At 75.3% G+C, this 23,519-nt stretch carries 22 protein-coding genes; 8 read left to right on the plus strand and 14 right to left on the minus strand.

Going from position 1 to position 23,519, the window contains the following annotated elements:
- Positions 1-112: 112 nt before the first annotated feature.
- The 4 genes from ACFYVJ_RS12680 to ACFYVJ_RS12695 all read right to left on the minus strand — a co-directional run bounded on the left by ACFYVJ_RS12680 (position 113) and on the right by ACFYVJ_RS12695 (position 4,590).
- Positions 113-817 carry a lytic polysaccharide monooxygenase gene (locus ACFYVJ_RS12680; RefSeq protein ID WP_388889742.1) on the minus strand — a complete coding sequence of 235 codons (705 nt, stop codon included), beginning with the start codon at positions 815-817 and terminating at the stop codon, positions 113-115.
- A 209-nt stretch (positions 818-1,026) separates the two neighbouring features.
- Positions 1,027-2,787: a PH domain-containing protein gene (locus ACFYVJ_RS12685; protein ID WP_388889745.1), complete on the minus strand. Its 1,761-nt coding sequence runs from the start codon at positions 2,785-2,787 to the stop codon at positions 1,027-1,029.
- Positions 2,784-3,317, minus strand: coding sequence for a PH domain-containing protein (locus ACFYVJ_RS12690; protein ID WP_388889747.1), 534 nt, complete (start codon positions 3,315-3,317; stop codon positions 2,784-2,786). Before ACFYVJ_RS12690 ends, ACFYVJ_RS12685 begins: the two co-directional genes overlap by 4 nt.
- A 22-nt stretch (positions 3,318-3,339) precedes the next feature.
- Positions 3,340-4,590, minus strand: coding sequence for a LuxR C-terminal-related transcriptional regulator (locus ACFYVJ_RS12695; RefSeq protein WP_388889750.1), 1,251 nt, complete (start codon positions 4,588-4,590; stop codon positions 3,340-3,342).
- A gap of 100 nt (positions 4,591-4,690) precedes the next feature.
- Between ACFYVJ_RS12695 and ACFYVJ_RS12700 the strand changes: the two genes are divergently transcribed.
- Positions 4,691-6,268: an FAD-binding protein gene (locus ACFYVJ_RS12700; RefSeq protein WP_388889752.1), complete on the plus strand. Its 1,578-nt coding sequence runs from the start codon at positions 4,691-4,693 to the stop codon at positions 6,266-6,268.
- Positions 6,265-7,611 (plus strand): MFS transporter, encoded by a 1,347-nt coding sequence (locus ACFYVJ_RS12705; protein WP_388889755.1) that lies wholly within the window; start codon positions 6,265-6,267, stop codon positions 7,609-7,611. The genes ACFYVJ_RS12700 and ACFYVJ_RS12705 overlap by 4 nt, the downstream gene beginning before the upstream one ends.
- A 120-nt stretch (positions 7,612-7,731) precedes the next feature.
- On the opposite strand, the gene ACFYVJ_RS12710 is transcribed toward ACFYVJ_RS12705, so the two are convergent.
- Both ACFYVJ_RS12710 and ACFYVJ_RS12715 read right to left on the minus strand, forming a co-directional pair.
- Positions 7,732-8,721 (minus strand): zinc-binding dehydrogenase, encoded by a 990-nt coding sequence (locus ACFYVJ_RS12710; RefSeq protein WP_388889757.1) that lies wholly within the window; start codon positions 8,719-8,721, stop codon positions 7,732-7,734.
- Positions 8,722-8,857: 136 nt separating this feature from the next.
- Positions 8,858-10,009, minus strand: coding sequence for an FAD-dependent oxidoreductase (locus tag ACFYVJ_RS12715; protein WP_388889760.1), 1,152 nt, complete (start codon positions 10,007-10,009; stop codon positions 8,858-8,860).
- A gap of 107 nt (positions 10,010-10,116) precedes the next feature.
- On the opposite strand from ACFYVJ_RS12715, the gene ACFYVJ_RS12720 reads away from it, so the two are divergent.
- Positions 10,117-10,833: a pentapeptide repeat-containing protein gene (locus ACFYVJ_RS12720; RefSeq protein ID WP_388889763.1), complete on the plus strand. Its 717-nt coding sequence runs from the start codon at positions 10,117-10,119 to the stop codon at positions 10,831-10,833.
- A gap of 158 nt (positions 10,834-10,991) precedes the next feature.
- Positions 10,992-11,252 carry a Uma2 family endonuclease gene (locus ACFYVJ_RS12725; protein WP_388889765.1) on the plus strand — a complete coding sequence of 87 codons (261 nt, stop codon included), beginning with the start codon at positions 10,992-10,994 and terminating at the stop codon, positions 11,250-11,252.
- Positions 11,253-11,348: 96 nt separating this feature from the next.
- On the opposite strand, the gene ACFYVJ_RS12730 is transcribed toward ACFYVJ_RS12725, so the two are convergent.
- On the minus strand, positions 11,349-11,924 hold the full coding sequence (locus ACFYVJ_RS12730) for a TerD family protein (protein ID WP_101422734.1): 576 nt from the start codon (positions 11,922-11,924) through the stop codon (positions 11,349-11,351).
- Between the two features lie 158 nt (positions 11,925-12,082).
- Here ACFYVJ_RS12730 and arfB point away from each other — a divergent pair, with 158 nt between their 5' ends.
- The gene (arfB, locus tag ACFYVJ_RS12735) at positions 12,083-12,514 is read left to right on the plus strand and encodes an alternative ribosome rescue aminoacyl-tRNA hydrolase ArfB (RefSeq protein ID WP_388889768.1); all 432 of its coding nucleotides are present in this window, start codon (positions 12,083-12,085) and stop codon (positions 12,512-12,514) included.
- Positions 12,515-12,618: 104 nt separating this feature from the next.
- On the opposite strand, the gene ACFYVJ_RS12740 is transcribed toward arfB, so the two are convergent.
- Positions 12,619-13,158 carry a flavin reductase family protein gene (locus ACFYVJ_RS12740; RefSeq protein WP_388889770.1) on the minus strand — a complete coding sequence of 180 codons (540 nt, stop codon included), beginning with the start codon at positions 13,156-13,158 and terminating at the stop codon, positions 12,619-12,621.
- A 339-nt stretch (positions 13,159-13,497) separates the two neighbouring features.
- On the opposite strand from ACFYVJ_RS12740, the gene cdgB reads away from it, so the two are divergent.
- Both cdgB and ACFYVJ_RS12750 read left to right on the plus strand, forming a co-directional pair.
- Positions 13,498-15,186, plus strand: coding sequence for a diguanylate cyclase CdgB (cdgB, locus tag ACFYVJ_RS12745; RefSeq protein WP_388889773.1), 1,689 nt, complete (start codon positions 13,498-13,500; stop codon positions 15,184-15,186).
- A gap of 184 nt (positions 15,187-15,370) precedes the next feature.
- A complete protein-coding gene (locus tag ACFYVJ_RS12750) occupies positions 15,371-16,348 on the plus strand; it encodes a hypothetical protein (RefSeq protein WP_388889777.1) in 978 nt (325 codons plus the stop codon).
- 76 nt (positions 16,349-16,424) lie between these two features.
- Here the strand turns inward: ACFYVJ_RS12750 and ACFYVJ_RS12755 are convergent, their stop codons facing one another.
- The 5 genes from ACFYVJ_RS12755 to ACFYVJ_RS12775 form a co-directional block, all read right to left on the minus strand.
- Positions 16,425-17,276: a ketose-bisphosphate aldolase gene (locus ACFYVJ_RS12755; RefSeq protein WP_388889780.1), complete on the minus strand. Its 852-nt coding sequence runs from the start codon at positions 17,274-17,276 to the stop codon at positions 16,425-16,427.
- Between the two features lie 2 nt (positions 17,277-17,278).
- On the minus strand, positions 17,279-18,280 hold the full coding sequence (locus tag ACFYVJ_RS12760) for a 1-phosphofructokinase family hexose kinase (protein WP_388889923.1): 1,002 nt from the start codon (positions 18,278-18,280) through the stop codon (positions 17,279-17,281).
- A gap of 66 nt (positions 18,281-18,346) precedes the next feature.
- Complete coding sequence (nagA, locus tag ACFYVJ_RS12765) at positions 18,347-19,564, minus strand: N-acetylglucosamine-6-phosphate deacetylase (RefSeq protein WP_388889783.1); 1,218 nt, start codon at positions 19,562-19,564, stop codon at positions 18,347-18,349.
- On the minus strand, positions 19,564-20,493 hold the full coding sequence (locus tag ACFYVJ_RS12770; RefSeq protein ID WP_388889787.1) for an ROK family protein: 930 nt from the start codon (positions 20,491-20,493) through the stop codon (positions 19,564-19,566). The genes nagA and ACFYVJ_RS12770 overlap by 1 nt, the downstream gene beginning before the upstream one ends.
- A gap of 148 nt (positions 20,494-20,641) precedes the next feature.
- Complete coding sequence (locus tag ACFYVJ_RS12775) at positions 20,642-21,580, minus strand: SIS domain-containing protein (RefSeq protein WP_388889789.1); 939 nt, start codon at positions 21,578-21,580, stop codon at positions 20,642-20,644.
- A gap of 255 nt (positions 21,581-21,835) precedes the next feature.
- Here ACFYVJ_RS12775 and ACFYVJ_RS12780 point away from each other — a divergent pair, with 255 nt between their 5' ends.
- The gene (locus tag ACFYVJ_RS12780; protein ID WP_388889791.1) at positions 21,836-23,116 is read left to right on the plus strand and encodes an ABC transporter substrate-binding protein; all 1,281 of its coding nucleotides are present in this window, start codon (positions 21,836-21,838) and stop codon (positions 23,114-23,116) included.
- A gap of 120 nt (positions 23,117-23,236) precedes the next feature.
- On the opposite strand, the gene ACFYVJ_RS12785 is transcribed toward ACFYVJ_RS12780, so the two are convergent.
- Entirely contained in the window at positions 23,237-23,482 is a 246-nt protein-coding gene (locus tag ACFYVJ_RS12785) for a DUF3263 domain-containing protein (protein ID WP_388889793.1), read from the minus strand.
- Between the last annotated feature and the right edge of the window lie 37 nt (positions 23,483-23,519).

Consider the following 23,519-nt stretch of genomic DNA (forward strand, 5'->3'; position numbering starts at 1 on the left):
GCCCGGCTTGAGCCGAGGGGTGCGCCGTCCCGCAATCGCTCGGCGGTGCGCCCCGCCACCGGGGGGCCGTTCGCGGTGGCGGGGCGCGGTCCGTACAGGTGCGTCGGGGCGGTTACGCGCAGGGGCCGAGGTCCTCCCACACGCCGCTGCCGCCGCCGGGCGTCTCGCCCTGGGTCCACCACTTGGCGCGCCAGGTGTGGCCGTTGTGGGTGACCGTGTTGCCGCCGTTGTAGACGGAGCCCGCGCTCCAGGGTGCGGCGGTGCACTGGTCGGGGTCGCCGGGGCCCGGGTCGCCACCGCCGCCGCCGATGTTGACGTCGATGCAGGAGTAGAAGGCCATGGGCGTGTCGTAGACGTTCCACACGGCGAGGACCTTCTGCTTGCCGCTGAAGTTGCCGAAGTTCACGTTGTGGTACACGTCGGCGGCGGGCTGGGCGCCGCCGTCGTTGAACTCCGCGATCTTCGTACCGCCGATGAAGTACTGCCACGTGCTGGTGCGGTGGCGCGCGGTGATGTGCCAACTGAACGTGGTCGAGCTGCCGACCGAACTGACCCGCCAGCCCTTGCCGTTGTCGTCCAGCTCGGCGAACTGCCCGTTGCCGCCGCTGCAGCTCGTCAGGCCCTTCGGGCCCTCGACGCTCTGCGGCTCGTACTTGATCTGCCCGCAGCTCACGACGCCCTGCTTGCACTGGTCCTGCCGGCTCGACGGGGACGTGACCCAGCCGTGGGCGCTGGCGGACGGGGCGGGGAGGCTCACGGCCAGGACGGGGGCGACTGCCGCACCGACCACTGCCGCCAGTCTTCGTTTCGTGTGCATGTCAACTCCTGGGGTCGCGTGACATGGGAGGACGCGCATGTGGCCACGGGTGGTCCAGCGGTTCGCCGTCCGCTGCGCTGCCTGCGCGCGCCGTCGACTGCGGTGCGGCGACCGGGTGTTGGTCTAGACCTTAGCGGCTGTCGGGTTGCGGTCAAGAGGGCATGGCCCCTCAAGAACCCCCGTGACTCCACTGGTCTGGACAAGACCGCTCACCGCGCGTCCCCCTCCGCGGGTACGGGAGCGGGCCCCCGGCCGTCCGCCTCGGCTTCCGCGACCAGGAACGGCGTCAGCAGCTCCGGCACCGCCTCCGCCGCGAACCGCAGTCCCTGCGCCTCCCCCACGTCGTACGCCGCGTACGCCTGCGCCCCCGCCGCCGTCGTCGCCCGCAGCGTCACCAGCCCCGCCCGCCGCTGGAACAGCGACTGCCGCACCGTCCAGCCGACCACTCCGTCCCGCCGCAGCGCCACCGTCGAGCGCCGCAGGGTGCCGCTGCGTACGACCAGATACGGCCCCGCGAGCCCGTGCCCCAGGCTCCGGTACGCGTCCCGCGCCAGCAGCGCCGCCGCCGGCAGCAGCACCGCCGCCGCCACCGCCCCCGCGTACACCAGCCCCCGTACCGACAGCGCCGCCCCCAGCGCCACCGGCACCGCCACCGGCACCAGCGCCGCGCTCAGCGACCACCGCAGCCGCCGCGCCAGCGCGGCCCGCGGGTGCGGCGCCAGCTCCTGCCCGGTCAGCGCGACGGGCGCGCGGAGCACCCGGGCCGTCACGTCGTCGACGACGGCGCGCGGGGCGGCGGGCAGCAGGGCGCTCAGGTCGTCGTCCTCACCGTCCTTGCGGGACAGCCCCGTTGCGATCGCCTCCACCCGGGCCGCGCCCGACAGCCGCACCCCCAGCGGCTCGACCACGTCGACGCCGCGCAGCCGCGCCTCCTCCAGCGATATCGACCGGGTGGTCAGCAGCCCGCGGCGGACGCGCAGCGTGCCGTCCGGCTCGCGCTCCAGCCGGTAGCCCCACCACATCTCGGTCCACAGCCCGAGCGACCCCACGAACCCGGTCACCAGCGCGATCGACCCCAGCGCCAGCACCGTCCACAGCGCGGGCAGCGGGCTGAAGGTGTCCCGTACCCAGTCGACCACCGTCTCCTCCGCGCCGAACCACTGGCTGACCTGCATCACCGCGCCCCAGCCGGTGAGGGCGAGAAGAGGGGTGAGGAAGGAGAGGGGCGCGTAGCGGATCCAGTGGGGCGAGAGGGTGGCGAGCCGGGGGTCGTCGCCGTCCGCCGCGGCCGCCGTGTCCCGGCGGAGGAGCGCGCGGCGCAGCGATTCGCCCTCCGCCCGCCGCACCGGCGTCAGTTGCAGCGCGGACTCGCCCGCGGCGCTCTGGTCGCCGGTGCCGATACGGACCTTGACCAGACCGAGGAGGCGCAGGAGGGGGTGCGCGGTGAGGTCGACGGTGCGGATCCGGTCGCGGGGCAGGGAGCGCCGGGTCCTGAACAGCACGCCGGTACGCAGCTCGACGCGTTCGGCGCCGACGCGGTAGCGGGTGTGGCGCAGCCTCAGTACGTCCACGGCGAGCCCGCCGCCGAGGAGCAGCACGGACCCGGCCAGCACCCACGCCACTGCGGCGCGGAAGTCGAGGTGCGCGGCGAGCCCGGCACCGACGGGGACACCGGCGCCGAAGGCCGCGCCGAGGAGGAGCTGGGCGGTGACGAGGAGGGAACCGGGGTCGAGGCGGCGCCAGTCGGAGGCGGGGTCCGGCGGGTCGGTCTCCGGTGGGGCGGGGTCCGGCGGGTCGGTCTCCGGCGGGTCGGCCTTCGGTGGGGCGGGGTCCGCCGGGGCGGGGTCCGGTCGGGCGGAAGCAGGGGTGGCGGTACGCGGGGCTGCGGGCGCCGGGTCCGTGGCGCCGGCGGGCGGCGCGGTCCGCTCCGCGGGCCCGCCCGGCCCCGTACCCGTCACCGCGTCCGTCACGTCGCGTCCCCCGGGGTCTTCTGCGTCGCCAGCGCCAACTGCTCCGCCAGCTCCGCCGCCTCCTCGTGGTCCAGCGCCTCGATCCGCAGCGCGCCCTTCGCCGACGCGGTCGTCACCGTCACCGCCGCGAGGCCGAACACCCGCTGCAGCGGGCCCCGTTCGGTGTCCACGGTCTGGATCCGCGACATCGGCGCGATCCGGGAGTCGACCCAGAAGTAGCCGGTACGGACGTACACCGCGTCGTCCGTGACCTCCCACCGGTGCACGCGGTAGTACCACCGCGGCAGCCCCGTGCCCACCGCAAGACCCGCCGCCGCGGCCCCCGCGGCCACCGTCAGCAGCCAGAACCTGGCAGGGCCGATCAGCGCGCCCAGCACCCCGAGCACCGCGACCGGCACGGCCGCCGCCAGCAGCAGTCGCGTACGCCACCAGGCGACGGCCCGGCGGTCCACCCGGTGGTGCGGCGGCCGCAGCCGCGGCCCCGCCGGGCCCGGCACCCGGCCCTCTCGATCTACGTCCACGATCTGCACCGTACGTCCTGCCCGGCGGAGGTCACGGCCGGGTGCGCAGGGTTCCGGCCGCGGCGACCGGCTCGTAGTGCTCCAGGAAGAGCTTGCCGACGAGCGCGCCGCGGGTGGAGACGCCGGTCTTGTCGAAGACGGCCTTGATGTGGTCGCGCACGGTGTGCGGGGAGAGGAACAGCTCGGCGGCGATGCCCTCGGTGCCCAGCCCGCGGGCGAGGAGCTGGGTGATCTCCAGCTCGCGGGCGGTCAGTTCGTACGCGTCGGCGAGGAGCGGGGCGATCTCGGCGGCGGCCGCGGGCTCGATGACGACGGCGGTCGACCGGGGGGTGCCGTCGGCGCCGTGGAGGCAGGAGGCGTGGCAGGTCAGCCACCGCCCGGCGGTGGTACGGAGGCGGACGCGGGGGGCGGTGGCCGCCGCCGGGGGGCGGTCGGCCGTGTCCGTGGGGGTGGTGGCCCCGGTGTCCGCCGTGGCCGTCGCCGACTCCGCCGCCGTCGCCGCGCGGGCCTGGAGCACGACCCCGTGCAGCCACGCCGGGACCGCGAGCCCCAGCGCCGTCTCCCGCGTCGGCCCCGGCGGGAGCGCGGCGAGGTGGCGGCGGGCCGCGGTGTTGGCCGAGACGAGCCGGGCGTCGGCGTCGAAGAGCAGCAGGCCGGGTTCGTCCCGACCGACACCGCCGCCGCGGAACTCCCCGTTCCGTACGGACTCCTCCGCCCCTTGATCCACCCGGCCGGCCACCGGCTCCGCGTACGAGCGCAGCCGCCGCGCCAGCGGCGTCGTCAGCCCCGCGACCATCCGCTCCTCCGCCGCGCTGAACGGCGCCCGCCCGCGGGCCCGGAACAGGCTGAGGTGCCCCTGCGGCCTGCCGCCCACCCGCAGCACCGCCCGCAACTCGTCGTGCAGCCCGCGCGGCCGCAGGAACTGCCGGTAGATCGCCGCCCGCTCCGGCTCCCCGCCCGTCGACGCGCGCAGCGCCGCGACCGGCACCCGGGCCCGCGCGAGGTCCGCGAAGCGGTTGACCCGCTCGTCGAACAGCTCGCACTCCCAGTAGTCCCAGCAGCCGCGCTTGTCGGTGTTCTCGGTGCGGACGGGCGCGGTCATCAGCCCGGTCGCCGGGTCGGTGGCGCGCCAGACGGCGGCGTCGTACGGCAGCAGCCGCCGCAACTGCGCCGACACCTCGGCGAAGAGCGCGAGCGCGTCGGGCGCGCGGCCGGCGCGCGCGAGCAGCTCCCCGCGCACCGCGCCGCGCGCGGCCGGGGTGAGGACAGCGGGTGTCGGCACGGTCGGCCACCTCCGCCACGGACAACGGCCGGGGGCGCGTCCGGGATTCCCCTCAATCGGGGGATGGGTTGGCACGGATGCCGGACGGAGGCTCGCGGACATGGAGTTCATGCAGTTCAGGCCGGGTGAATCCGGCTACGAGACGGAGTTGTCCGGCTTCAACCGGATCGTGTCCCACCGGCCCGCGGCGGTCGCCGCGGTGCGGTCTGCGGCGGAGGTGCGGGCCGCCGTGCGGTACGCCGCGGAGCGCGGGATGCCGGTTGCCGTGCAGTCGACGGGACACGGCCCCGCGGGGGCGGTCGGCGCGGACACCCTGCTGCTGTCGGTGCGGCGGCTGCGGGGCGTGCGGGTCGACCCCGCGGCCCGTACCGCGCGGGTCGCCGCCGGCACCCGCTGGCAGGAGGTCGTCGACGCCGCCGCGCCGCACGGCCTCGCCCCGCTGTGCGGCTCGTCGCCGCTGGTCGGCGTCGTCGGCTACACGCTGGGCGGCGGCCTCGGCCCGCTGGCCCGCACGTACGGCTACGCGGCGGACCGGGTGACGGCGGTGGAGCTGGTCACGGCGGACGGGCGGCTGCGGGAGGTCACCGCGGAGCGGGAGCCGGAGCTGTTCTGGGCGCTGCGCGGCGGCGGGAAGAGCGGGTTCGGGGTGGTGACGGCGCTGACGTTCGGGCTGCCGCGGGTGGCGCGGCTGTACGGGGGCGGGCTGCGGTTCGCGGGCGCGGACGCGGCGGCGGTGCTGGGGGCCTGGCGGCGGGTGACGGCGGCGGCGCCGGAGGAGCTGACGACGTCGGTGGCGCTGCTGCGGGTGCCGGGGGCGGGGCTGACGGTGCACGTGCGGGTGGCGGTGGCTTCGTCGCCGGAGCCGGGGCTGGAAGCGCTGGGGGAGGGGTTGGTACGTCCGCTGCGGGCGGCGGCGGAGCCGGTCGCGGACACGGTACGGATACGCCCGTACCGCACGGTCGCCGAGATCCACGAGGACCCGGTGGACCCGATGCCGTACCACGAACGCGGCATCCTGCTCCGGGACTTCGACGCCGCCGCGGAGGCCGCGCTGCTGGCCGCGGCGGGCCCGGGGGCCGGGTGCGCGGACTGGGCGGTGGAGCTGCGCCACCTCGGCGGCGCGGCGGGCCGGCCCCCGGCGCTGCCGAGCGCGGTGGGCAGCCGCGCGGGGGCGTTCGCGCTGACGACCCTCACGGCCCCGGGCACGGACAGCGGGGTGCCGGCGGCGTTGGGGGAGTGGTCGACGGGCGGCCGGTACGTCAACTTCCTCGCGGGCCCGGGCACGGAGGAGCTGGCGGCGGAGGCGTACGACGCGGAGACGTACGCGCGGCTGCGGGCGGTGAAGGGGGCGTACGACCCGGAGAACGTCTTCCGCCACGGCCATGCGCTGCCCCCACCGGGGAGCGGCTCCGCGGTCGGCGGACACGAGGACGGGAACACGACGGCCTGTCCCCTCGGGCCGGAGCCCGCCCCTCGGGCCGTGGCCGGAGGGCCGGGCGGGGGTGGGCCGGCCGGGGCGGCCGGTTCCGGCGGGCCTCGCCCGCCCGCATCGGGCGGACCTTCCGGCTCCGCCGGAGCCGCGCCGCCCGGCTCCGGCGCTTCGGCCGGCTCCGACTCCACCGGCCTGCCCGGGAGCGCCGGTTCGCGTGCCCCCGCCACCCCCCGGAGGGTCTCGTGACCGCCCCCGCGGCCCCCGCCGCCTCCCCCTCCCACTCCTCCGGCCCGGCGGCCCGGTCCGTCGGGCTGCGGCTCGGGGCGCTCTTCGGGCCCGCCGTGTTCGGGGTCACCGCCGCGGGCGTCGCGCTGCCCGACGTGGCGCGGGGGCTCGACGCCTCGCCGGCCGCCGCCACCTGGGTCCTCACCGCCCACGCCCTCGCCCTCGGCATCGGTACCGCCCTCGCGGGGCGGCTCGCCGACGCCCTCGGCGTACGGCGCATCCTGGGCGCCGGTGCCGCCGTGCTCGCGGTGGGTGCCGTCGTGTGCCTGCTGGCGCCGTCGCTCGAAGTGCTGGTCGCCGGGCGGTTCCTGCTGGCCGCCGGGTCCGGGGCGATGACGTCCGGCGCGCTTGCGCTCATGGCCGCCACCGCGCCCGAGCGGCGCGCGCACGTGCTGGCCGTCTTCGGCGCCGTCATGGCCGTCTGCTCGGCGGCCGCGACGCTCGCGGGCGGGGTGGTCACGGAGTGGGCCGGGTGGCGGCCGACGCTCGTGCTGCCCGCGCTCTCCCTCCTCGCGCTCCCGTTCTGCCTGCGCCTCGTGCCCCTGCGCGGCGGCGGGGGCCGCGCGCCCGACCTGCCCGGCGCCGTGCTCCTCACGCTCACCGCCGCCGGGCTGCTCCTCCTCGTCCAGTCCACGACGCTCGACCTGCCGCCCGCCGCCGTCGCCGGCACCGCGGCCGTGCTGCTCGTCGCGGGTACGGGCTGCGCGGTCCGTACCGTGCGGCGGCCCGGGGGATTCGTCCCGTACGACCTGGTGCGCGACCCGCTGTTCCGGCGCGCGGCGGCGACGGGTGCGGGGGTGTACGCGGGGCTGTTCGGCGCGATGTACGCGGTGCCGCAGTTGCTCGTACGCGACCACGGCTGGAGCGTCTTCGCCGTCGGCGGCTGGCTGCTGCCGGGCGCGGTGGCGGGGGCGGCGCTGTCGCGGGTGGCGAGTGGCCCGGGGCCGCGCGGCGCACGGCTGCCCGCGGCGGTGGCGGCGGCCGCGGCGGTGCTGCTGGGCGCGGCGGCGCTGACGGAGGCGCCGGCGGTGCTGGTGGTGGGTACGTCGGCGGCGCTGGCGGCGTTCGCGGTGACGCAGGTGGTCCTGACGGGGCTGCTGTCGGCGCACCTCGCGCCGGAGCGGCGCGGGGGCGCGCTGTCGCTGCTGAACCTGGCGTTCTTCGTCGGCGGCGGCGCGGGCTCCGCGGTCGCGGGGACGCTGGCGGACTCGGCGGGCCTGGCGGCGGCGCTGGGGGTGGTGGCGGCGTTCCCGCTCGCGGCGGCGGCCGCGGCGGTGCGGCTGCGGGGGCCGGACGGCGGGTGACGCGTACCGGGGGACCGCCGTCCCATGGCCGGACGGCGTCCCGCAGGCGTACCCCGGGGGACCGCCGTCCGGCCCTCCTCCCCCTCCGGGCCCGGCCGCTCTGCCGCCCGACTGCTCGTCCTACGGCTCCAGTACGACCTTCCCCACCGTCCCCCGCGTCTCCAGCGCCCGGTGGGCCTCGGCGGCCTGGGCCAGCGGGTAGCGCTGCACCAGCGGTGTCCAGCGGCCCGTCGCCGCCTCCGTCAGCGCCGCTTCCTCCATCCGCCGCAGGGGATCCTCGCCGCCGATGCGGCTGAGCCAGTCGGGGCCGAGGACGTTGACCGAGGTGATGCCCCGTTCCGCCAGCTCCGCCTCGGTGAACTCCAGCGGCGTCCCCGACGACCAGCCCAGCACCAGGTGCCGCCCGCCCGGCGCGAGGAGGTCCGCGGCCGTGCGCGCGGCGGTGCCGCCTACGGTGTCGAGGAGCACCGTGGGCCTGCGGTCGCCGAGGGCGGCGCGTACGGCGTCGGGCCAGGCCGGGTCGGTGTAGTCGGCGGCGGCGTCCGCGCCGAGGTCCCGTACGCGCGCGACCTTCTCCGGGCCGCCGGCCAGGCCCACGGCGTACGCGCCGATGTTCCGCGCGTACTGCACCAGCAGCGAGCCGACGCCGCCCGCCGCGGCCGTGACGATCACGACGTCGTCCGCCGTCACCTCGGCGAAGTGCAGGAAGCCCATCGTCGTCCGCCCCGTGCCGATCATCGCGACGGCCTCCGCGGGGTCGAGGGAGTCGGGCAGCGCGTGCAGCCGCTCGGCCTCGGTGACGGTCAGCTCCGCGTAGCCGCCCGGGCGGAGCCCGATGTGGGCGACGACGCGGCGGCCCAGCCACTCGGGGTCGACGCCGTCGCCCACGGACTCGACGGTGCCGGCGACCTCGCGGCCGGGGATCGTGGGCAGGTCGGGGGGCGGCATGGGACCGCCGGTCTCGCCGGCGCGCAGGAAGGTGTCGAGGAGGTGCACCCCGGCGGCGGCGACGGCGATACGGACCTGGCCGGGGCCGGGTACGGGGTCGTCGGTCTTCTCGTAGACGAGGTTCTCTGCGGGGCCGAAGGCGTGAAGTCGTATGGCGTGCATGAGGCCAGCAGACAACTTGAACAGAACTTCAGGTCAAGCGCCCGCGCCGCGCCCCTCCAGGCCCGTGCCCCGCGACGCGTCGTGCCCCGTCCGACCCGGCCCGCTACGCCCGCTCCCGCCCCGCCCCGGCTGCCCGCTACGCCGCCGCGGCCGGCCGCCCCTCCGGCAGCGCCAGCCGCACCGCCTCGATCGCGCTCGCGAACGCCACCTCGCTCAGCACCCCCGGCGCGGCCACCTGGTCCCCCGCCAGATACACCCCGTCGCCCCGGTCCACCGCCGGCCGGTCGCGCCACGTGCTGCCCGGCGGGTCCACCGCGCCCGTGCGGCCCGCGGCCAGCGCCTCGCGGCGCCATACCGTACGGTCCCGCCAGCCCGGGTAGCCCAGCTCCAGCAGCTCTTCCGCCCGCGCGACACCCACCGCCTTGTTCTCCCCGGGGGCCACCGGCACCTGGCACTGGATGAGCTGTTCGCCGGCCGGAGCCAGCGACGAGTCCCCGGCGGAGAAGCGCTCCACCCAGCCGGGGGCGTCGAGGTCGGAGACGACGAAGGCGTCGCCGCGGCGCCGGCGCACGGCGAGGTCGAGGAGGGCCGTACGGCCCGAGGGCCAGGTCAGCGAGGGGTCACCGAGGAGCGCGCGGGCGGCGGGCAGCGAGGTGGCGACGACGACGGGGCCGCCCCGCGGCAGCTCGGCGACGCGGCTGCCGATCTCGATCCGTACGCCGAGGTTCCACGCCATGCTCGCCATCCGGTCGACGACGGCACCCCAGCCGCCCGCCGGATAGTGCGCCTCCGGCGGCAGCGCGGTGGTGCGGCGCAGCCGCTCCTGGACGAAGGCGGCGGACAGGGATCCGGGGTCGTGGTGGAAGATCGCGACGGCGCTGTAGTGGGCGGCGGCCCGGGCGCCGGCCTCGCCGGCGATCTCCGCGGCCCAGCCGTGGAAGTCGCGGTCCACGGGCGCCTCGCCGCGGCGGACGAGGCGCAGCATCGCGGCCGGCGGCACCTTGCGCAGCCGGCCCTCGCGGCGGAAGCGGAACCGGGAGCCCTCCAGGGGCGGGATCGGGGCGAGCGGGCCGAGGAGGTGGCGCCGCTTGAGCCAGGCCCAGTGCGGGCCGCGGTAGTAGAGGGCGTGCGGGCCCTCGTTGGTGCGGTAGGGCGCGTCGGCGGTACGGGCACGCCCCCCGACGGTGTGGTGCGCCTCGTACAGGGTGACGCGGGCGCCTGACTCGGCGGCGGTGATGGCGGCGGCGAGCCCGGCCAGCCCGCCGCCGATGACGGTGATCCGTCGCATGTGGTGCTCCTCACCTGCGGTATTGCCGTTCTGACCACAGGACGAAGGCGGGGGCCGGGAATGTGACATCGGGTGCGGTGTCAGTGCCGTAGGTCACGATGGGGCGCATGACGAGGCGGAAGACGATCAAGGCGCCGCGGCGTCCCGCGGTGCGGCTCCCGGCGTCCCTGAAGCGGTACGGGGCGGGGGAGGAGGGCGCCGCGGGCACGTTCCGGCCGGCGGACCTGGAGCCCGACGGGGACTACGACGCGCTGGAGTTCGCCGGGCTCGACCTGACGGGGGCGGACGGCGCGGGGGCGCGCTTCATGGACTGCGCGCTGCGCCGCTGCGTGCTGGACGCGGCGCGGCTGCCGAGCGCGCGGCTGATCGACTCGGTGCTGGAGGAGGTGCGGGGCGCGGGGACGGACCTGGCGGGGGCGACGCTGCGGGACGTGGAGCTGACGGACACCCGGCTGGGCGGCGTGCAGTTGCACGGGGCGACGCTGGAGCGGGTGGTGGTGCGGGGCGGCAAGGCGGACTTCCTGAACCTGCGCGGGGCGCGGCTGACGGACGTCGTGTTCGAGGACTGCGTGCTGGCGGAGCCGGACTTCGGCGACGCCCGGCTGGAGCGGGTGGCGTTCGAGGGCTGCGCGATCCAGCGCGCGGACCTCTCCGGTGCCCGCCTGACGGACGTCGACCTGCGCCGCGCCTCGGAGCTGACCTTGGAACGAGGCGTGGACCGCCTGTCCGGCGCGATCATCAGCCCCGAACAACTCCTCTCCCTGGCCCCGGTCTTCGCCGCCCAGGTGGGCGTGGAGGTCCGGGCGGTGGATGACGGCGGGTGACCGGCAGAAACGTCACTGAACACCCGTTCGGGTGAAACGGCGCCTCATTCTGCCGCGTCGGCTCGCTTACGCTGAGAGCGTCCTTTCGACGAACGAGGACACCCATGGCATTGACGATTCCTGGCCGCCCCCAAGCGGGCGTTCCAGGCCGAACTTGAGTGGCACGATCCCGATCCCGTCTTGCTGTCGCCGAAGTCACCTCGAAGTCCACTGCCCGCAACGACGGCTTGAAGAAGTTGCGCGGATATGCCCGCGCTGGGATCCCCCTGTATCCGCTCATCGATCGCGAAGCGGGTGTCGTCTCGGTGTTCAGCAAGCCGAAGGCAGGGCACTACGCCCGCAGCGAGAGCGCAACGCTCGGCGAGAAGATCATGCTGCCGAAGCCGTTCGACTTCGATCTGGACGCCGCCGAGTTCTGACCCGAGCGGCCCTACGGCCCGGACCGCGAAGCGGCCCGCCGCGCTGTCGCGCGACGGGCCCCTCCGTGGCTACGGGATCCCGTGGACCCCGGGGCGTCAGACGCTGACGCCGAAGTCCTGGGCGATGCCCGACAGGCCCGAGGCGTAGCCCTGGCCCACCGCGCGGAACTTCCACTCCGCGCCGTTGCGGTACAGCTCGCCGAAGACCATCGCGGTCTCCGTCGCCGCGTCCTCGGTGAGGTCGTAGCGGGCGATCTCCGCCTCCCCGGCCTGGTTCACGACGCGGATGAACGCGTTGCGCACCTGGCCGAAGTTCTGGCTGCGGGTCTCGGCGTCGTAGATCGAGACGGGGAAGACGATCTTGTCGATCTCCGCCGGCAGGCCGGCGAGGTCGACCTTGATCTGCTCGTCGTCGCCCGCGCCCTCACCGGTGACGTTGTCACCGGTGTGCACGATCGTCTGGTCCGGCGACTGCCGGTTGTTGAAGAAGATGAAGTGCTGGTCGGAGAAGACCCGGCCCTCGGCGTTCACCGCGATGGCGCTCGCGTCGAGGTCGAAGTCCACCCCCGTCGTGGTGCGGACGTCCCAGCCGAGACCGACCGTGACGGCGGTCAGCCCGGGGGCTTCCTTGGTGAGCGAAACGTTGCCGCCCTTGGACAGGCTTACGGGCATGGGGAGTCCCCTCCTGGTTCTGGCTCCACGTGCCGGAGCCACGTCTACGGACCACAACGCCGATGTGCCCCACCCGGTTCCACGGGCCGTACCCCCGCCACTTCCGGGTGGCGCAAACGACGTGACAGGTCGAACATCCGCGCGGGATCATGGGAGACATGTCCGGTCCCTACCGCATCCGCGGCTCGGTCGCCCTGCCGGAGGCCGAGCTGCTGTGGCGTTTCTCGCGTTCCTCCGGGCCGGGCGGTCAGCACGTGAACACGAGCGACACCCAGGCCGAGGTCCGCTTCGACCTCGCGGGTACGCAGTCGCTGCCGCCGGTGTGGAAGGAGCGGGCGCTGGAGCGGCTCGCGGACCGGCTCGTCGACGGGCACGTCGTGGTCCGGGCGAGCGAGCACCGGTCGCAGTGGCGCAACCGCGAGACAGCCGCCGTACGGCTCGCCGCGCTGCTCGCGGAGGCCACGGCGCCGCCGCCCGCGCCGCGGCGGAAGCGGAAGGTCCCGCGGGGGGTCAACGAGCGCCGGCTGCGGGAGAAGAAGCAGCGCTCCGACGTCAAGCGCGGCCGCACGGGCCGCGGCTGGGGCCCGTAGCCGCCCTGCCGTCCCGCGCCTGCCGTCTCCCGCCTGCCGTCTCCCGCCTGCCGTCGACCCGCCGACCCGCCTGCTGCCCGTCGCCAACGCGAAGGCGCGAAGGCTCAGCCCAGCGTCCGGTACCGCCCCCGGAAGTACGTCAGCGGGCTGCCGTCGGAACTCGGCTGCGTGGCGCTCAGCACCCGCCCGATCACCAGCGTGTGGTCCCCCGCCACCACGCGCTGCTCGGTCCTGCACTCCACCGTCGCCAGGGCCCCGCCCACCAGCGCACACCCGGTCACCTCGCCGCGCGTGTACGGGATGTCGTCGAACAGCAGCCGGTCGCTGATCCGCCCCTTCATCGCGAACCGCCCGGCGATGTGCCGCTGGCTCTCGGAGAGCACCGACGCCGCCCACTCCTCGCGGTCCGTCAGCAGTTCGTCCATGCGGGAGCCGTTGCGGACGCTCACCATCACCAGCGGGGGGTCCAGGGACACCGACAGGAAGGCGGTCGCCGTCATCCCGACGTCCTCGCCGTTCAGGCCGGGGTCCGGGTCGTACGCCGTGACCAGCACCACGCCCGCGGCCAGCCGGCTCATGGCCGCCCGGAACTGCTCGTCGCTCACCCCAACAGGATGGTCCACCGTTTGCGTCTCATGCAGCACGCCTCGAACCGTAACGGGGCGAACGGGCCCCGGGCATCGGGCCGGGGACGGAGCGGAGTCCTAGGTCTCCGTCCCGCCCCACCTGCCGCGGGACCCCCACGGACCCCGCCGCGCGGCCCCTTCCGCCCCACCCGGCGCGAAGACCCCGCGGACCGGCGTGCGACTCTTGGCCGCACGCTGGTTAACACCTCCCCACCCTGTGACTTGAGTCACAGAGAGCATCCAATGTTGACCCTGTGTACCCGCCGAAGAGCTGGCTGTGATTCAGTGGCCGTGTCGTTGGATGAAATTCCACGCGGGGGTCTTCCGCCGAGGTCGGGGCGAGACGGGAGGGCAGGTATGGAGACGGAGGCCGAACCTTACGTAAGGCTGGCGAGCCTGCGCCGGCTGCATTCGGTCCTCGCGGACCTGAATCAGACGCGCAGCCTCGCCGACACTCTCCAGAGCGTCGCGGACGGGCTCGTCGCCCTCGGGTACGAGGTGTCCGCGGTGAACCTCGTACGGCCCGACGGCGACCTCGTCGTCGCCGCCGTCGGCGGCGATCCGACCGCCGAGGCGATCATGGCGGGCCGGGTCGGCCCGCGCGAGGCGTGGGAGCGCCGGCTCCACATGGGCGTCGAGTGGGGCGAGCTGCGCTACATACCCCACAGCGAAGGCTGGGTGCTCGACGACGACGAGGTGCCGCAGACGCACCCCGTCGTCCCGCCGCCCACCGCCCCCGGTGACTGGGTCACCGGCGACCGCCTCTTCGCACCGATCTACGACGCCGGCCGCGAGCTGCTCGGCGTCCTGTCCGTCGACAAGCCGGCCAACGGCCGGGTGCCGACCCCCTGGGGGCGCGAGGCCCTGCAGATGTACGCCTCGCAGGCCGCCATAGCGATCACCAACGCCCGGCTGCGGGCCAACATGCAGCGCGCGCTGGTGCGGCTGGAGCGCGAGCAGCAGGCGCTCCGCGCCAGCGAGGAGAGCTTCCGCCAGGCCTTCGAGTACGCGCCCAGCGGCATGGCCGTCGCCGAGATGGGCGGCGACGACCACGGGCGGCTGATCCGTACGAACGACGCGCTGTGCCGGCTCCTGGGCCGCCAGCCCTCCAGCCTGCGCCGGCTGTCGTTCTCCGACCTGGTCCACCCCGAGGACGTCGGCACCCTGCTGCGTACCTTCGCCGAGGGCGGCAAGGCCGAACTGCGCCTGGCCCGCCGCGACGCCACGTACGTGTGGGTGAGCCTGCGCAACTCGGTGGTCGCCGACGCCGCCGACGGCCCGCGCTACCTCCTCACCCACGTCGAGGACATCGAGGAGCGCAAGCGCCACGAGGCGCAGCTCGCGCACCGCGCCAGCCACGACTCGCTCACCGGCCTGCCCAACGCCGCCGAGCTGCGCTCCCGCCTCACCGCCCGGCTCTGCGACCGGCCGCCGGAGCTCTACACGGGCGCCGTCAGCCACTCCGCCGCCGGGCTGCCGGGGCCGCGCGGCCGGGCCATCGTCGGCGCAGGGCCCGTCCCCGGCGAGGTCGACAGCAACGGGCACGGCTTCGGGACGGACGGCGCCGAGGAGCACTGGGCAGGACCGGGTCCCTACGAGCACCACGTGCACGCGATGGTCCCCGAGGGCGGCGGGGAGTCGGGAAAGGGGCTCGCGGTGCTCTTCTGCGACCTCGACGGCTTCAAGTCCATCAACGACCGCTTCGGCCACAACACCGGCGACGCCGTGCTGATCGCCGTCGCGCAGCGGCTGACCCACGCGGTCCGCGACGGCGACACCGTCGCGCGGCTCGGCGGCGACGAGTTCGTGGTGCTCGCCGACGGCCTGACGCCCGGCGGCGCCGAGGACCTGGCGGTGCGGCTGCGGAACGCGATCATCCCGCCGATCCGGGTCGACGGCCGGGGGGTGCGCGTGGGCGCGAGCATCGGCACCGGCTGGGCGATGTGCGGGATGTCGACGGAGGAGATCCTCAGCTCGGCGGACCAGCTCATGTACCGCGAGAAGCGGGCCCGCTCGCAGGGCCGCTCGCACCGCCGGGCAGGCTAGTGACGGACGTACGGGCCCGGGGCGCCGCCGCCCCGCGGCCCCCTGTCGTCCACAGGCGGCCGTCGTGGCTTCGTCCACAGTCGACCGAAGGAACGCTCGGGTACTGCTCCGGACGGGGTAGGCTCGCCCCCTGGCCGGCGGTTCGCCGGCCGGGACGCAACGCCCACCAGGGAGTGAGAGGGAGATGACGGCCGGCAACCACGGTGCGGGCACGCCGCCCGAGGACGACGACCCCTTCGCCCATCTGTACCGCCCCGAGGCCGGTGCCGCGCCGGTGCCGGGGCCGGGAGAGGGCGCCGCCCCCGCCCCGGGAGTGCCGCGCACGTCGTACACCCAGGTCAGGGCCGTCGGCGAGCGCACGTACGGCGGCCAGCAGGCCGCGCACCAGGTGCCGCCCCAGCAGGCGTATCCGTACGGGCAGTCCAGCCCCAGCCCGCACTACGCCGCGCCCGAGACCTACGGCGGCCCCCCGCCGCAGCCCCCGTCCTTCCCGCCGGGTGACCCCGGCGAGGGCCCGCGCCGCGGCCGCGGCGGCGGGCGGAACGGGCTGATGCTCGGCGCGGTCGCCGTGGTCGCCACGGTCGTCATCGCCATCGTCGCCGCGGTGCTCTTCAGCGGCGACGGGGAGAACTCGGACGTCGGCGGCGGCGACTCGGAGTCCGTCGCCCCCAGCCCCGGGGGCAAGGGCGACGACGAGCCCAAGAACGGGGACGACAAGCCCGAGAAGGACCCGGCCGCCCCGCCCACCGAGGACGGCGCGAAGCTGGCGCTGGCCGGCGGCGCGGTCGTCGGCAGCGACACGAACGTCTCGGAGGACGGCCCGTACGTCCACGGCCTGGAGAACCAGGGCGCGTCGGCGACCTGGAAGCCCGAGGTCGACGAGGCGGGGGAGTACACGCTCTTCGTCGACTACAGCGTGCCGGGCAAGGACGCCGAACTCACCCTCACCATCAACGGCCAGTCGGACGGCCGGACGGTGAACCTGGAGAACTTCGCGAAGGCGAAGAAGGGTGACTGGCTGGCCGGCTGGACCCGGTCCTACTCGTGGATCTCCCTGGACGAGGGCGCCAACGAGATCACGCTGTCCTGCGAGTCGGGCAACAAGGAATGCCAGAGCGCCATCAGCAAGGTGGAGCTCAAGAAGGGCCAGGTCTCGTCGTAGGTCTTCCGGTGCCGTGGCACCGGGTACGTCCGGGCCCGTAGCGCCGCTACGGGCCCGTCGTCGTCCCCGCCGCCCGTCAGCCGCCGACGACCTCCAGGAACCGGCGCACGGTCGCGGCCATCGCGTCCCGCCCCGGCGCCAGGTACTTGCGCGGGTCCACCACATCGGGGTGCGCCTCCAGATGGGCGCGGGCGGCGCCGGTGAAGGCGGTGTTCAGGGCCGTACCCACGTTGATCTTCACCATCCCCGACGCCACCGCCTGCCGCAGCTCCTCGTCCGGCACCCCGGACGAGCCGTGCAGCACCAGCGGCACCGCGACCGCGGACCGCAGCCGGCCGATCAGCTCGTGGTCGAGGGCCGCCGTGCGCTCGGTCATCGCGTGCGAGCTGCCCACCGCCACGGCCAGCGCGTCGACGCCGGTGTCCGTGACGTACGCGACGGCCTCGTCCGGGTCCGTGCGCACCCCGGGCGCGTGCGCGTCGAGCGGCGCCTCGCCCTCCTTGCCGCCGACCTTCCCCAGCTCCGCCTCGATCCAGATGCCGTGCTCGTGCGCCCAGCGCACCGCCTCCGCGGTGGCCTTGACGTTGTCGGCGTACGACAGCTTGGAGGCGTCGAACATCACCGAGCTGAAGCCCAGCCCGTGCGCGGAGCGCATCAGTTCGGGGGAGACGACGTGGTCCAGGTGCAGCGACAACTGCGCGGAGGAGGCGCGCGCCACGGCCGCCGTCGCGGCGGCGATCGGCGTGAGCCGGCCGCCGTGGAACCGTACGGCGTTCTCCGAGATCTGCAGCACCGCGGGCGCGCCCGCGGCCTCCGCGCCGGCGGCGATGGCCTCGGCGTGCTCCAGCGTGATGACGTTGAAGGCGGGCACGCCGTGGCCCGCGGCGCGGGCGGCGGCGACGAGTTCGCCGGTGGTCGTGAGTGGCATCTTCAGGCCCCATCCCGGGCCGCACCGCGGCCCGACGTGATCTCGGTGCGCGGCAGCGTCTCCGCGTAGACGGCGGTGTCGAACTCGCCCGCGACGGGCGCGGCGACGGTCGCCGCGGACAGCGCCACCGCGCGGGCCAGCCGGGCGGGCCAGTCCAGGCCCTCGGCGAGCCCGGACAGCAGCCCGGCGACGGCGGAGTCGCCGGCGCCGGTGGGGTTGCCCGGCACGTGCCGCGGCGGTGCGGCGCGCCAGGTGCCGTCGGCGGTGACGGCGAGCAGCCCGTCGGCGCCGAGCGAGGCGACGACGGCACGGGCGCCGCGGCGGCGGGCGTCGTCGGCGGCGCGCAGCGGCTCGGTGTCGCCGGTGAGCTGGGCCAGCTCATCGGCGTTGGGCTTGACGAGGTCGGGTCCCGCGGCGACGCCGTGGCGCAGCGGTTCGCCGCTGGTGTCGAGGAGTACGGGCACGCCGGCGGCGTGCGCGGCGCGTACCAGCTCGGCGTACGCGTCGACGGGCACGCCGGGCGGCAGGCTGCCGCACAGGGCCACGGCCCGCACGGGCGCGGCGCTTTGGCCGGTGCCGCTGCCGGTGCTGGTACCGGTGCTCGTGCCGGAGTCCTTGAGGAGGGCCGCGTACGCGTCGAGGAACGCCGCCCACTCGTCGGCGGTGATCTCGGGCCCCGCCTCGTTGAGCTGGGTGGTGTCGCCCGTACTGCCGTCCACGACGGCGACCGTGCGCCGGGTGTTGCCCGCGACGGGGACGAGCGCGTCGGTCACCCCGCCCGACTCCGCGGCCAGCAGTGCGCGGACGTGCGCGCCCGTGGGGCCGCCCGCCAGGCCGGTGACGGTGACGGGGTGGCCGAGCGCGGCGAGCACGCGGGCCACGTTCAGGCCCTTGCCGCCCGGCCGCTCCGTGACGTCGGTGACGCGGTGCGACGCGTGGGCACGCAGCCGCGGCACCCGGTACGTGACGTCGAGTGCGGGATTGAGTGTGACGGTGAGGAACATATGCGCGAAAGATCCTGCCATGGTGCCCGGGTGCCGTCGACAGCGCGCGCCACCGACGGCGCGCTTTCAGCTTCCGGGTTCGACGATCCACGCACCCTTGCGCATGATCCCGACGAGAGCGAACCGGTCGTCGAACACGACGAGGTCCGCGTCCTTCCCGGGCTCCAGCGAGCCGATCCGGTCGTACGCGCCCAGCACCTTCGCCGGCGTCGCCGACAGCGCCGCCACGACGTCCCCGACCGGCAGGCGGTCGACGGTGACCGCCCGGCGGAACGCGGTGTCCAGCGTCAGCGTGGAGCCCGCGATCGACCCGCCGTCGACCAGCCGGGCCACGCCGTCCCGCACGTCGACCTCCATCGGGCCGAGCGGGTAGCGGCCGTCGCCCATGCCGGCGGCGCCCATCGCGTCGGTGATGAACGCGACCCGGCCGGCCCCCGCGGTCCTGAACGCCAACTGCAGCACCGCCGCGTGCAGGTGCACGCCGTCGTTGATCAGCTCGACGGTGACCCGCTCGTCCTCCAGCAGCGCGGCGACCGGCCCCGGCGAGCGGTGGCCGAGCGCGGGCATGGCGTTGAAGAGGTGGGTCGCGACGGTGGCGCCGGCGGCGACGGCCTCCTGCACGGCGTCGTACGAGGAGTCGGTGTGGCCCACGGCGGCGATGACGCCGCTGTCGGCGAGGAGGCGTACCGAGTCGAGCCCGCCGGGCAGCTCCGGCGCGAGCGTGAGCATCCGGGTCTGCCCGCGGCCGGCCTCGACGAGCTTGCGTACGTCGGCGGGCGCGGGGTCGCGCAGCAGCGAGGGCTGGTGGGCGCCGCAGCGGTGCGGGGAGATGAACGGGCCCTCGAAGTGGATGCCGGCCAGCTCGTCGTCCTCGGCCAGTTCGGCGAGGACGCCGGCCTGCCGGGCGAGGTCGTCCAGGTCGCCGGTGACGGTGGAGGCGAGCATGGTGGTGGTGCCGTGGCCGCGGTGGGTGTCGATGACGGTGCGGGCCTGCTCGTGGGTGCCGCCGGAGAAGGAGGCGCCGCCGGCGCCGTGCACGTGGATGTCGACGAAGCCGGGGACGATCCAGTGCCCGGAGAGGTCGAGGGCCGCGGACCCGCCGTCGTCCCGCGGTTCGCCGGGGGCCTGCGGCGCCGTGCCGGCCTGCGGTGTACCGGCCCGCGGTGCCACCGAGGCGATCCGGCCGTCCGCGACGGTGAGCCGGGCGTCCTCCACGGTGCCGGCCGGCTGGACCACACGGGCGCCGGTGAGCACCGTGCCGCCCTCCCGCATCGAATCCCGCATCAGGCGGTTACCTCCGTGGCGAGTAGGTCCCAGGCGAGCTGCCCGGCGCCCAGGCAGGCGGCGGCGTCTCCCAGCTCCGCCGGGACGATCTGGGGGAATGTCTGGAACGTGATGTGCGCCCGGACGGCGCGCGTGAGCGGTACGAACAGGGTGTCGCCGGCCTCGGCGAGGCCGCCGCCGACGACGATCCGGCGGGGGTCGAGCAGGGTGATGCCGGTGATCAGGCCGCCGGCGAGGGCGTCGACGGCGTCCTGCCAGACGGCCTCCGCCAGCGGGTCGCCGGCCTCGACGGCCTGGGCGCAGTCCGCGGCGGTCGCGCCGGGGTCTCCGCAGGCGGTGGCCCACGCCTCGCCGACCGCGGAGGCGGAGGCCAGCCGCTCCAGGCAGCCGCGCTGACCGCAGCCGCAGGGCGGCCCGTCGGGGCGTACGACGACGTGGCCGATCTCGCCGGAGCCGCCGTGGGCGCCGGGCTCGATGCGGCCCTCGATGCCGATGGCGGCGGCGATGCCGGTGCCCAGGGCGATGAACAGGAACCGGTCCACGTCGCGCGCCGCACCGAGCCGGCCCTCGGCGAGGCCGCCGGTGCGCAGGTCGTGGCCGACGGCGACGGGGCAGGCCAGGCGCTCGCCGAGAAGGCGGCGAAACGGTACGTCACGCCAGCCGAGGTTCGCCGAGAACACCGCGACGCCCTCGGCGTCGTCGACGATCCCGGGCACCGCGACGCCGGCCGCGACGGCCGGCTCGCCGTACTTCTCCACGCCGGTGTCCCGCAGCTCGGCCGCGAAGTCGAGCACGGCGGCGACGACGGCCTCGGGACCCGCCTCGCGCGGGGTCGGCCGGCGCGTCTCGTGGAGCAGCGCGCCGTCCGCCCCGACGAGGGCGGCTTTCATGCCGGTGCCGCCCACATCGAGGGCGATGACGTGTCTCACGGGGGACAGTCTCGCCCGTAAAGAGGCGAGAGGTCTAGTCCAGTCGCGATGACGGGTCCGGTTTCCGCCGGTATCCGGTCAAGTGCCCCCGCTGAACCCCTCCCGCGCGCCCGCCGCGGGCGCCCCGCCGCACGCCGCCCGCACGGCCTCAGCGCAGGACGACGCTGCGCGTCAGGTTCCGGGGGCGGTCCGGGTCGTACCCCTTCGCCTCCGCCACGGCCACCGCCAGCCGCTGGGCCCGTACCAGGTCCGCCATCGGGTCGAGCCCGCGCGCCGTCGACTCCGCGCTCAGATGGCCGCCCACCCGGCCCACGTCCGCCGCCAGCCCCCCGGGCAGTTCGCCGAAGTGCCACACCGCCCGCCCGGGGCCGGTGATCGCCATGGGCCCGTGCCGGTACTCCATCGCCGGGTAGCTCTCCGTCCACGCCCCGGCCGCCTCGCGCATCTTCAGCGCCGCCTCGGCCGCAAGACCGCAGGTCCAGCCCCGGCCCAGGAACGTCCACTGCACCGCCGCCGCCAGCTCCGGCGGCAGCGGCTGCGTCACCGCCAACTCGGCGTCGACCGCGGCGTCCGTGACGGACTTCACACCTCCCGCGGGCGGTCCGTGCAGTTCGAGGCCGGCGCGCAGCAGCGCCAGCGCCGTCGTCGCGAACCGGGTCTGGACCACCGACTCCTCGTCCGCGTACGCCAGCGTGACCAGCGTGTCCGCGGCCGTGGCGACGGGCGTCTCCGCGTCCGCCGTGAGGGCGGTGGTCGCGGTTCCGGCGGCCTCGTTCCGTACCGCCGCCAGCAGGTCCAGCACCTCGGTCGTCGTCCCGGACCTGGTGATCGCCACCATCCGGTCGTACCGCCGGCCGGCCGGGAACTCCGAGGCGGCGTAGGCGTCCGTGTGCCCCTGGCCCGCCGCCTCCCGCAGCCCGGCGTACGCCTGCGCCATGAACCACGAGGTGCCGCAGCCGACCACCGCGACCTTCTCCCCGGGCTGCGGCAGCCCGGGGACGGCCGCCGCCTCCTGCCGGGCTCGGCGCCAGCAACTCGGCTGGGTGGCTATCTCGGCGGCGGTGCGGGACGGTTCTGCGGCTGCCATGAGGTGCGGCTCCCTGCTTGTGCTCGTGGACGGACGTCGCCGCGCGCACTGTTGCGATCGTGCGCGCTTTCGTGCCGTTCCGCGACGGTTGGTGTGCGGTTCAGCTCGCCGCCTCCCTATCAGCCCGCTACCCTCCGCGGCAATGGCAGAAATCGGGAGGTGGTTACGGAAGTGATATCCGGCTGGTGTAGACCTGGGAGGGGCGCTCCGGACAGACTCAGCCCCCTCAGATAATTCTGAAGGTGGGCTAAAGCTGTGCAGCGGCGTGGATTTCTGAAGGCGGCGGCCGGTGCCGCGGGAGCGGCGGCCCTGCCGCTGAGCGCGTGCGGGGACGGCAGCGGCGGCGGCGACGTCACGCTGAAGCTGGTGGCCGCCGAGTACGGCACCGGTGAGTCCGACACCGCGCGGCGCTACTGGGAGCAGTTGGCGGCGAAGTTCTCCAACGACACCCCGGGGATCTCGGTCGACATCGAGATCATCCCGTGGGAGGACATCGACGCCAAGGTCGACAAGATGGTGAAGGACGGCAACCCGCCGGACATCGCGCAGATGGGCCCGTACGCCGAGTACAGCTCGCGCGACATGCTCTACAGCACCGACGAACTGCTCTCCATCCCCACCCAGGCCAACTTCGTGCCCAGCCTCGCCGCCGCCGGCGAGGTCAACCGCGTCCAGTACGGCATGCCGTTCGTCTCCAGCTCGCGGCTGCTGTTCTACAACAAGTCCCTCTTCGAGGACGCGGGTCTGAGCACCGGCCCCGAGGACGCGCCCAAGGACTGGGACGAACTCCTGGACGTCGCGCAGGCGCTCAAGGACACCGGTGTGAAGGTCCCCTACGCGCTCCCGCTCGGCCCCGAGGAGGCCCAGGGCGAGACGCTGATGTGGATGATCAGCGGCGGCGGCGCGTACACGGACGACGTCGGCAGCTACACGATCGACTCCGAGCAGAACATCCACACCTTCAACTGGATACGCGACAACCTCGTCGGCGCCGGCCTCACCTACGCCGCGCCCTCCGAGACCAACAGACGCACGGCCTTCGCCGACTTCGTCAAGGGCGACGTCGGCATGATCTTCGGCCACCCGACGCTGATGCAGGACCTGCGCCGGGAGAAGGTCGACTTCGGCATCGCCCTGAAGCTGCCCGGACGCGACGGGCCCTCGGAGTCGACGATGGGCGTCGCCGACTGGATCATGGCGTTCAAGGCCAACGGCCACCGCTCCCAGATCGGCAAGTTCCTCGACGTCCTCTTCGACGACACCAACGTGCTGAAGTTCGCGCAGCGCTACGACCTGCTGCCGACGACGGTCTCCGGGGTGGACAAGCTCAGCCAGGGCCGCAAGGACCTGCAGCCGTTCCTGGACCAGCTCCAGAGCGCGGTCTTCTACCCCGACAACAAGACGTCGTGGGCGCGGGTGAACGCGGAGCTGAAGAAGCAGATAGGCAAGGCGGCCGAGGCCGGCGGCGAGCCGCCGGAGCGGGTGCTGACGAATCTGCAGAGCATCGCGGAGTCGGCCTCCACGACGGAGGAGTGACCCGCCCCTCGGCGCCGTTTGCCGCCCTTGCGGCCCCGCAGACCCCTGCAGCCCCTGCAGCCCCCGCGGCCCCCGCGGACCTCCGCAGCCCTCCCGGGACCGGGTGGCGCGGACGGGGCGTCAGCCCTCCCGGGCGTCGCGGCGGGCCTGCCGGACGCGGCGCAGCCGATTGACCGTCACCGGGTCGTGCTCCTGCGCGCGCGGGTCGTCCAGGAGCGCGTTGAGCACCTGGTAGTACCGCGTCGGGGAGAGCCCCAGCCGCTCCCGGATCGCCCGCTCCTTGGCGCCCGGACCCGGCCACGCGCGCTTCTCCAGCGCGAGGACCGCCAAGTCCCGCTCGGTCAGCCCCGGGTCACCCTCAGACATGCCCTGCACGTTACCGCGGGCCGGTAGGGTCCTGGAC

The sequence above is a fragment of the Streptomyces sp. NPDC004134 genome (genome assembly GCF_042874195.1).
Taxonomy (GTDB): Bacteria; Actinomycetota; Actinomycetes; order Streptomycetales; family Streptomycetaceae; genus Streptomyces.

What these genes read in the sequence shown, in the direction of transcription:
- ACFYVJ_RS12680 (WP_388889742.1), bottom strand. Translation starts at nt 817, where the DNA reads ATGCACACGAAACGAAGACTGGCGGCAGTGGTCGGTGCGGCAGTCGCC.
- ACFYVJ_RS12700 (WP_388889752.1), top strand. Translation starts at nt 4,691, where the DNA reads ATGGAGTTCATGCAGTTCAGGCCGGGTGAATCCGGCTACGAGACGGAG.
- ACFYVJ_RS12710 (WP_388889757.1), bottom strand. Translation starts at nt 8,721, where the DNA reads ATGCACGCCATACGACTTCACGCCTTCGGCCCCGCAGAGAACCTCGTC.
- ACFYVJ_RS12715 (WP_388889760.1), bottom strand. Translation starts at nt 10,009, where the DNA reads ATGCGACGGATCACCGTCATCGGCGGCGGGCTGGCCGGGCTCGCCGCC.
- ACFYVJ_RS12720 (WP_388889763.1), top strand. Translation starts at nt 10,117, where the DNA reads ATGACGAGGCGGAAGACGATCAAGGCGCCGCGGCGTCCCGCGGTGCGG.
- ACFYVJ_RS12730 (WP_101422734.1), bottom strand. Translation starts at nt 11,924, where the DNA reads ATGCCCGTAAGCCTGTCCAAGGGCGGCAACGTTTCGCTCACCAAGGAA.
- arfB (WP_388889768.1), top strand. Translation starts at nt 12,083, where the DNA reads ATGTCCGGTCCCTACCGCATCCGCGGCTCGGTCGCCCTGCCGGAGGCC.
- cdgB (WP_388889773.1), top strand. Translation starts at nt 13,498, where the DNA reads ATGGAGACGGAGGCCGAACCTTACGTAAGGCTGGCGAGCCTGCGCCGG.
- ACFYVJ_RS12750 (WP_388889777.1), top strand. Translation starts at nt 15,371, where the DNA reads ATGACGGCCGGCAACCACGGTGCGGGCACGCCGCCCGAGGACGACGAC.
- ACFYVJ_RS12755 (WP_388889780.1), bottom strand. Translation starts at nt 17,276, where the DNA reads ATGCCACTCACGACCACCGGCGAACTCGTCGCCGCCGCCCGCGCCGCG.
- ACFYVJ_RS12760 (WP_388889923.1), bottom strand. Translation starts at nt 18,280, where the DNA reads ATGTTCCTCACCGTCACACTCAATCCCGCACTCGACGTCACGTACCGG.
- nagA (WP_388889783.1), bottom strand. Translation starts at nt 19,564, where the DNA reads ATGCGGGATTCGATGCGGGAGGGCGGCACGGTGCTCACCGGCGCCCGT.
- ACFYVJ_RS12775 (WP_388889789.1), bottom strand. Translation starts at nt 21,580, where the DNA reads ATGGCAGCCGCAGAACCGTCCCGCACCGCCGCCGAGATAGCCACCCAG.
- ACFYVJ_RS12785 (WP_388889793.1), bottom strand. Translation starts at nt 23,482, where the DNA reads ATGTCTGAGGGTGACCCGGGGCTGACCGAGCGGGACTTGGCGGTCCTC.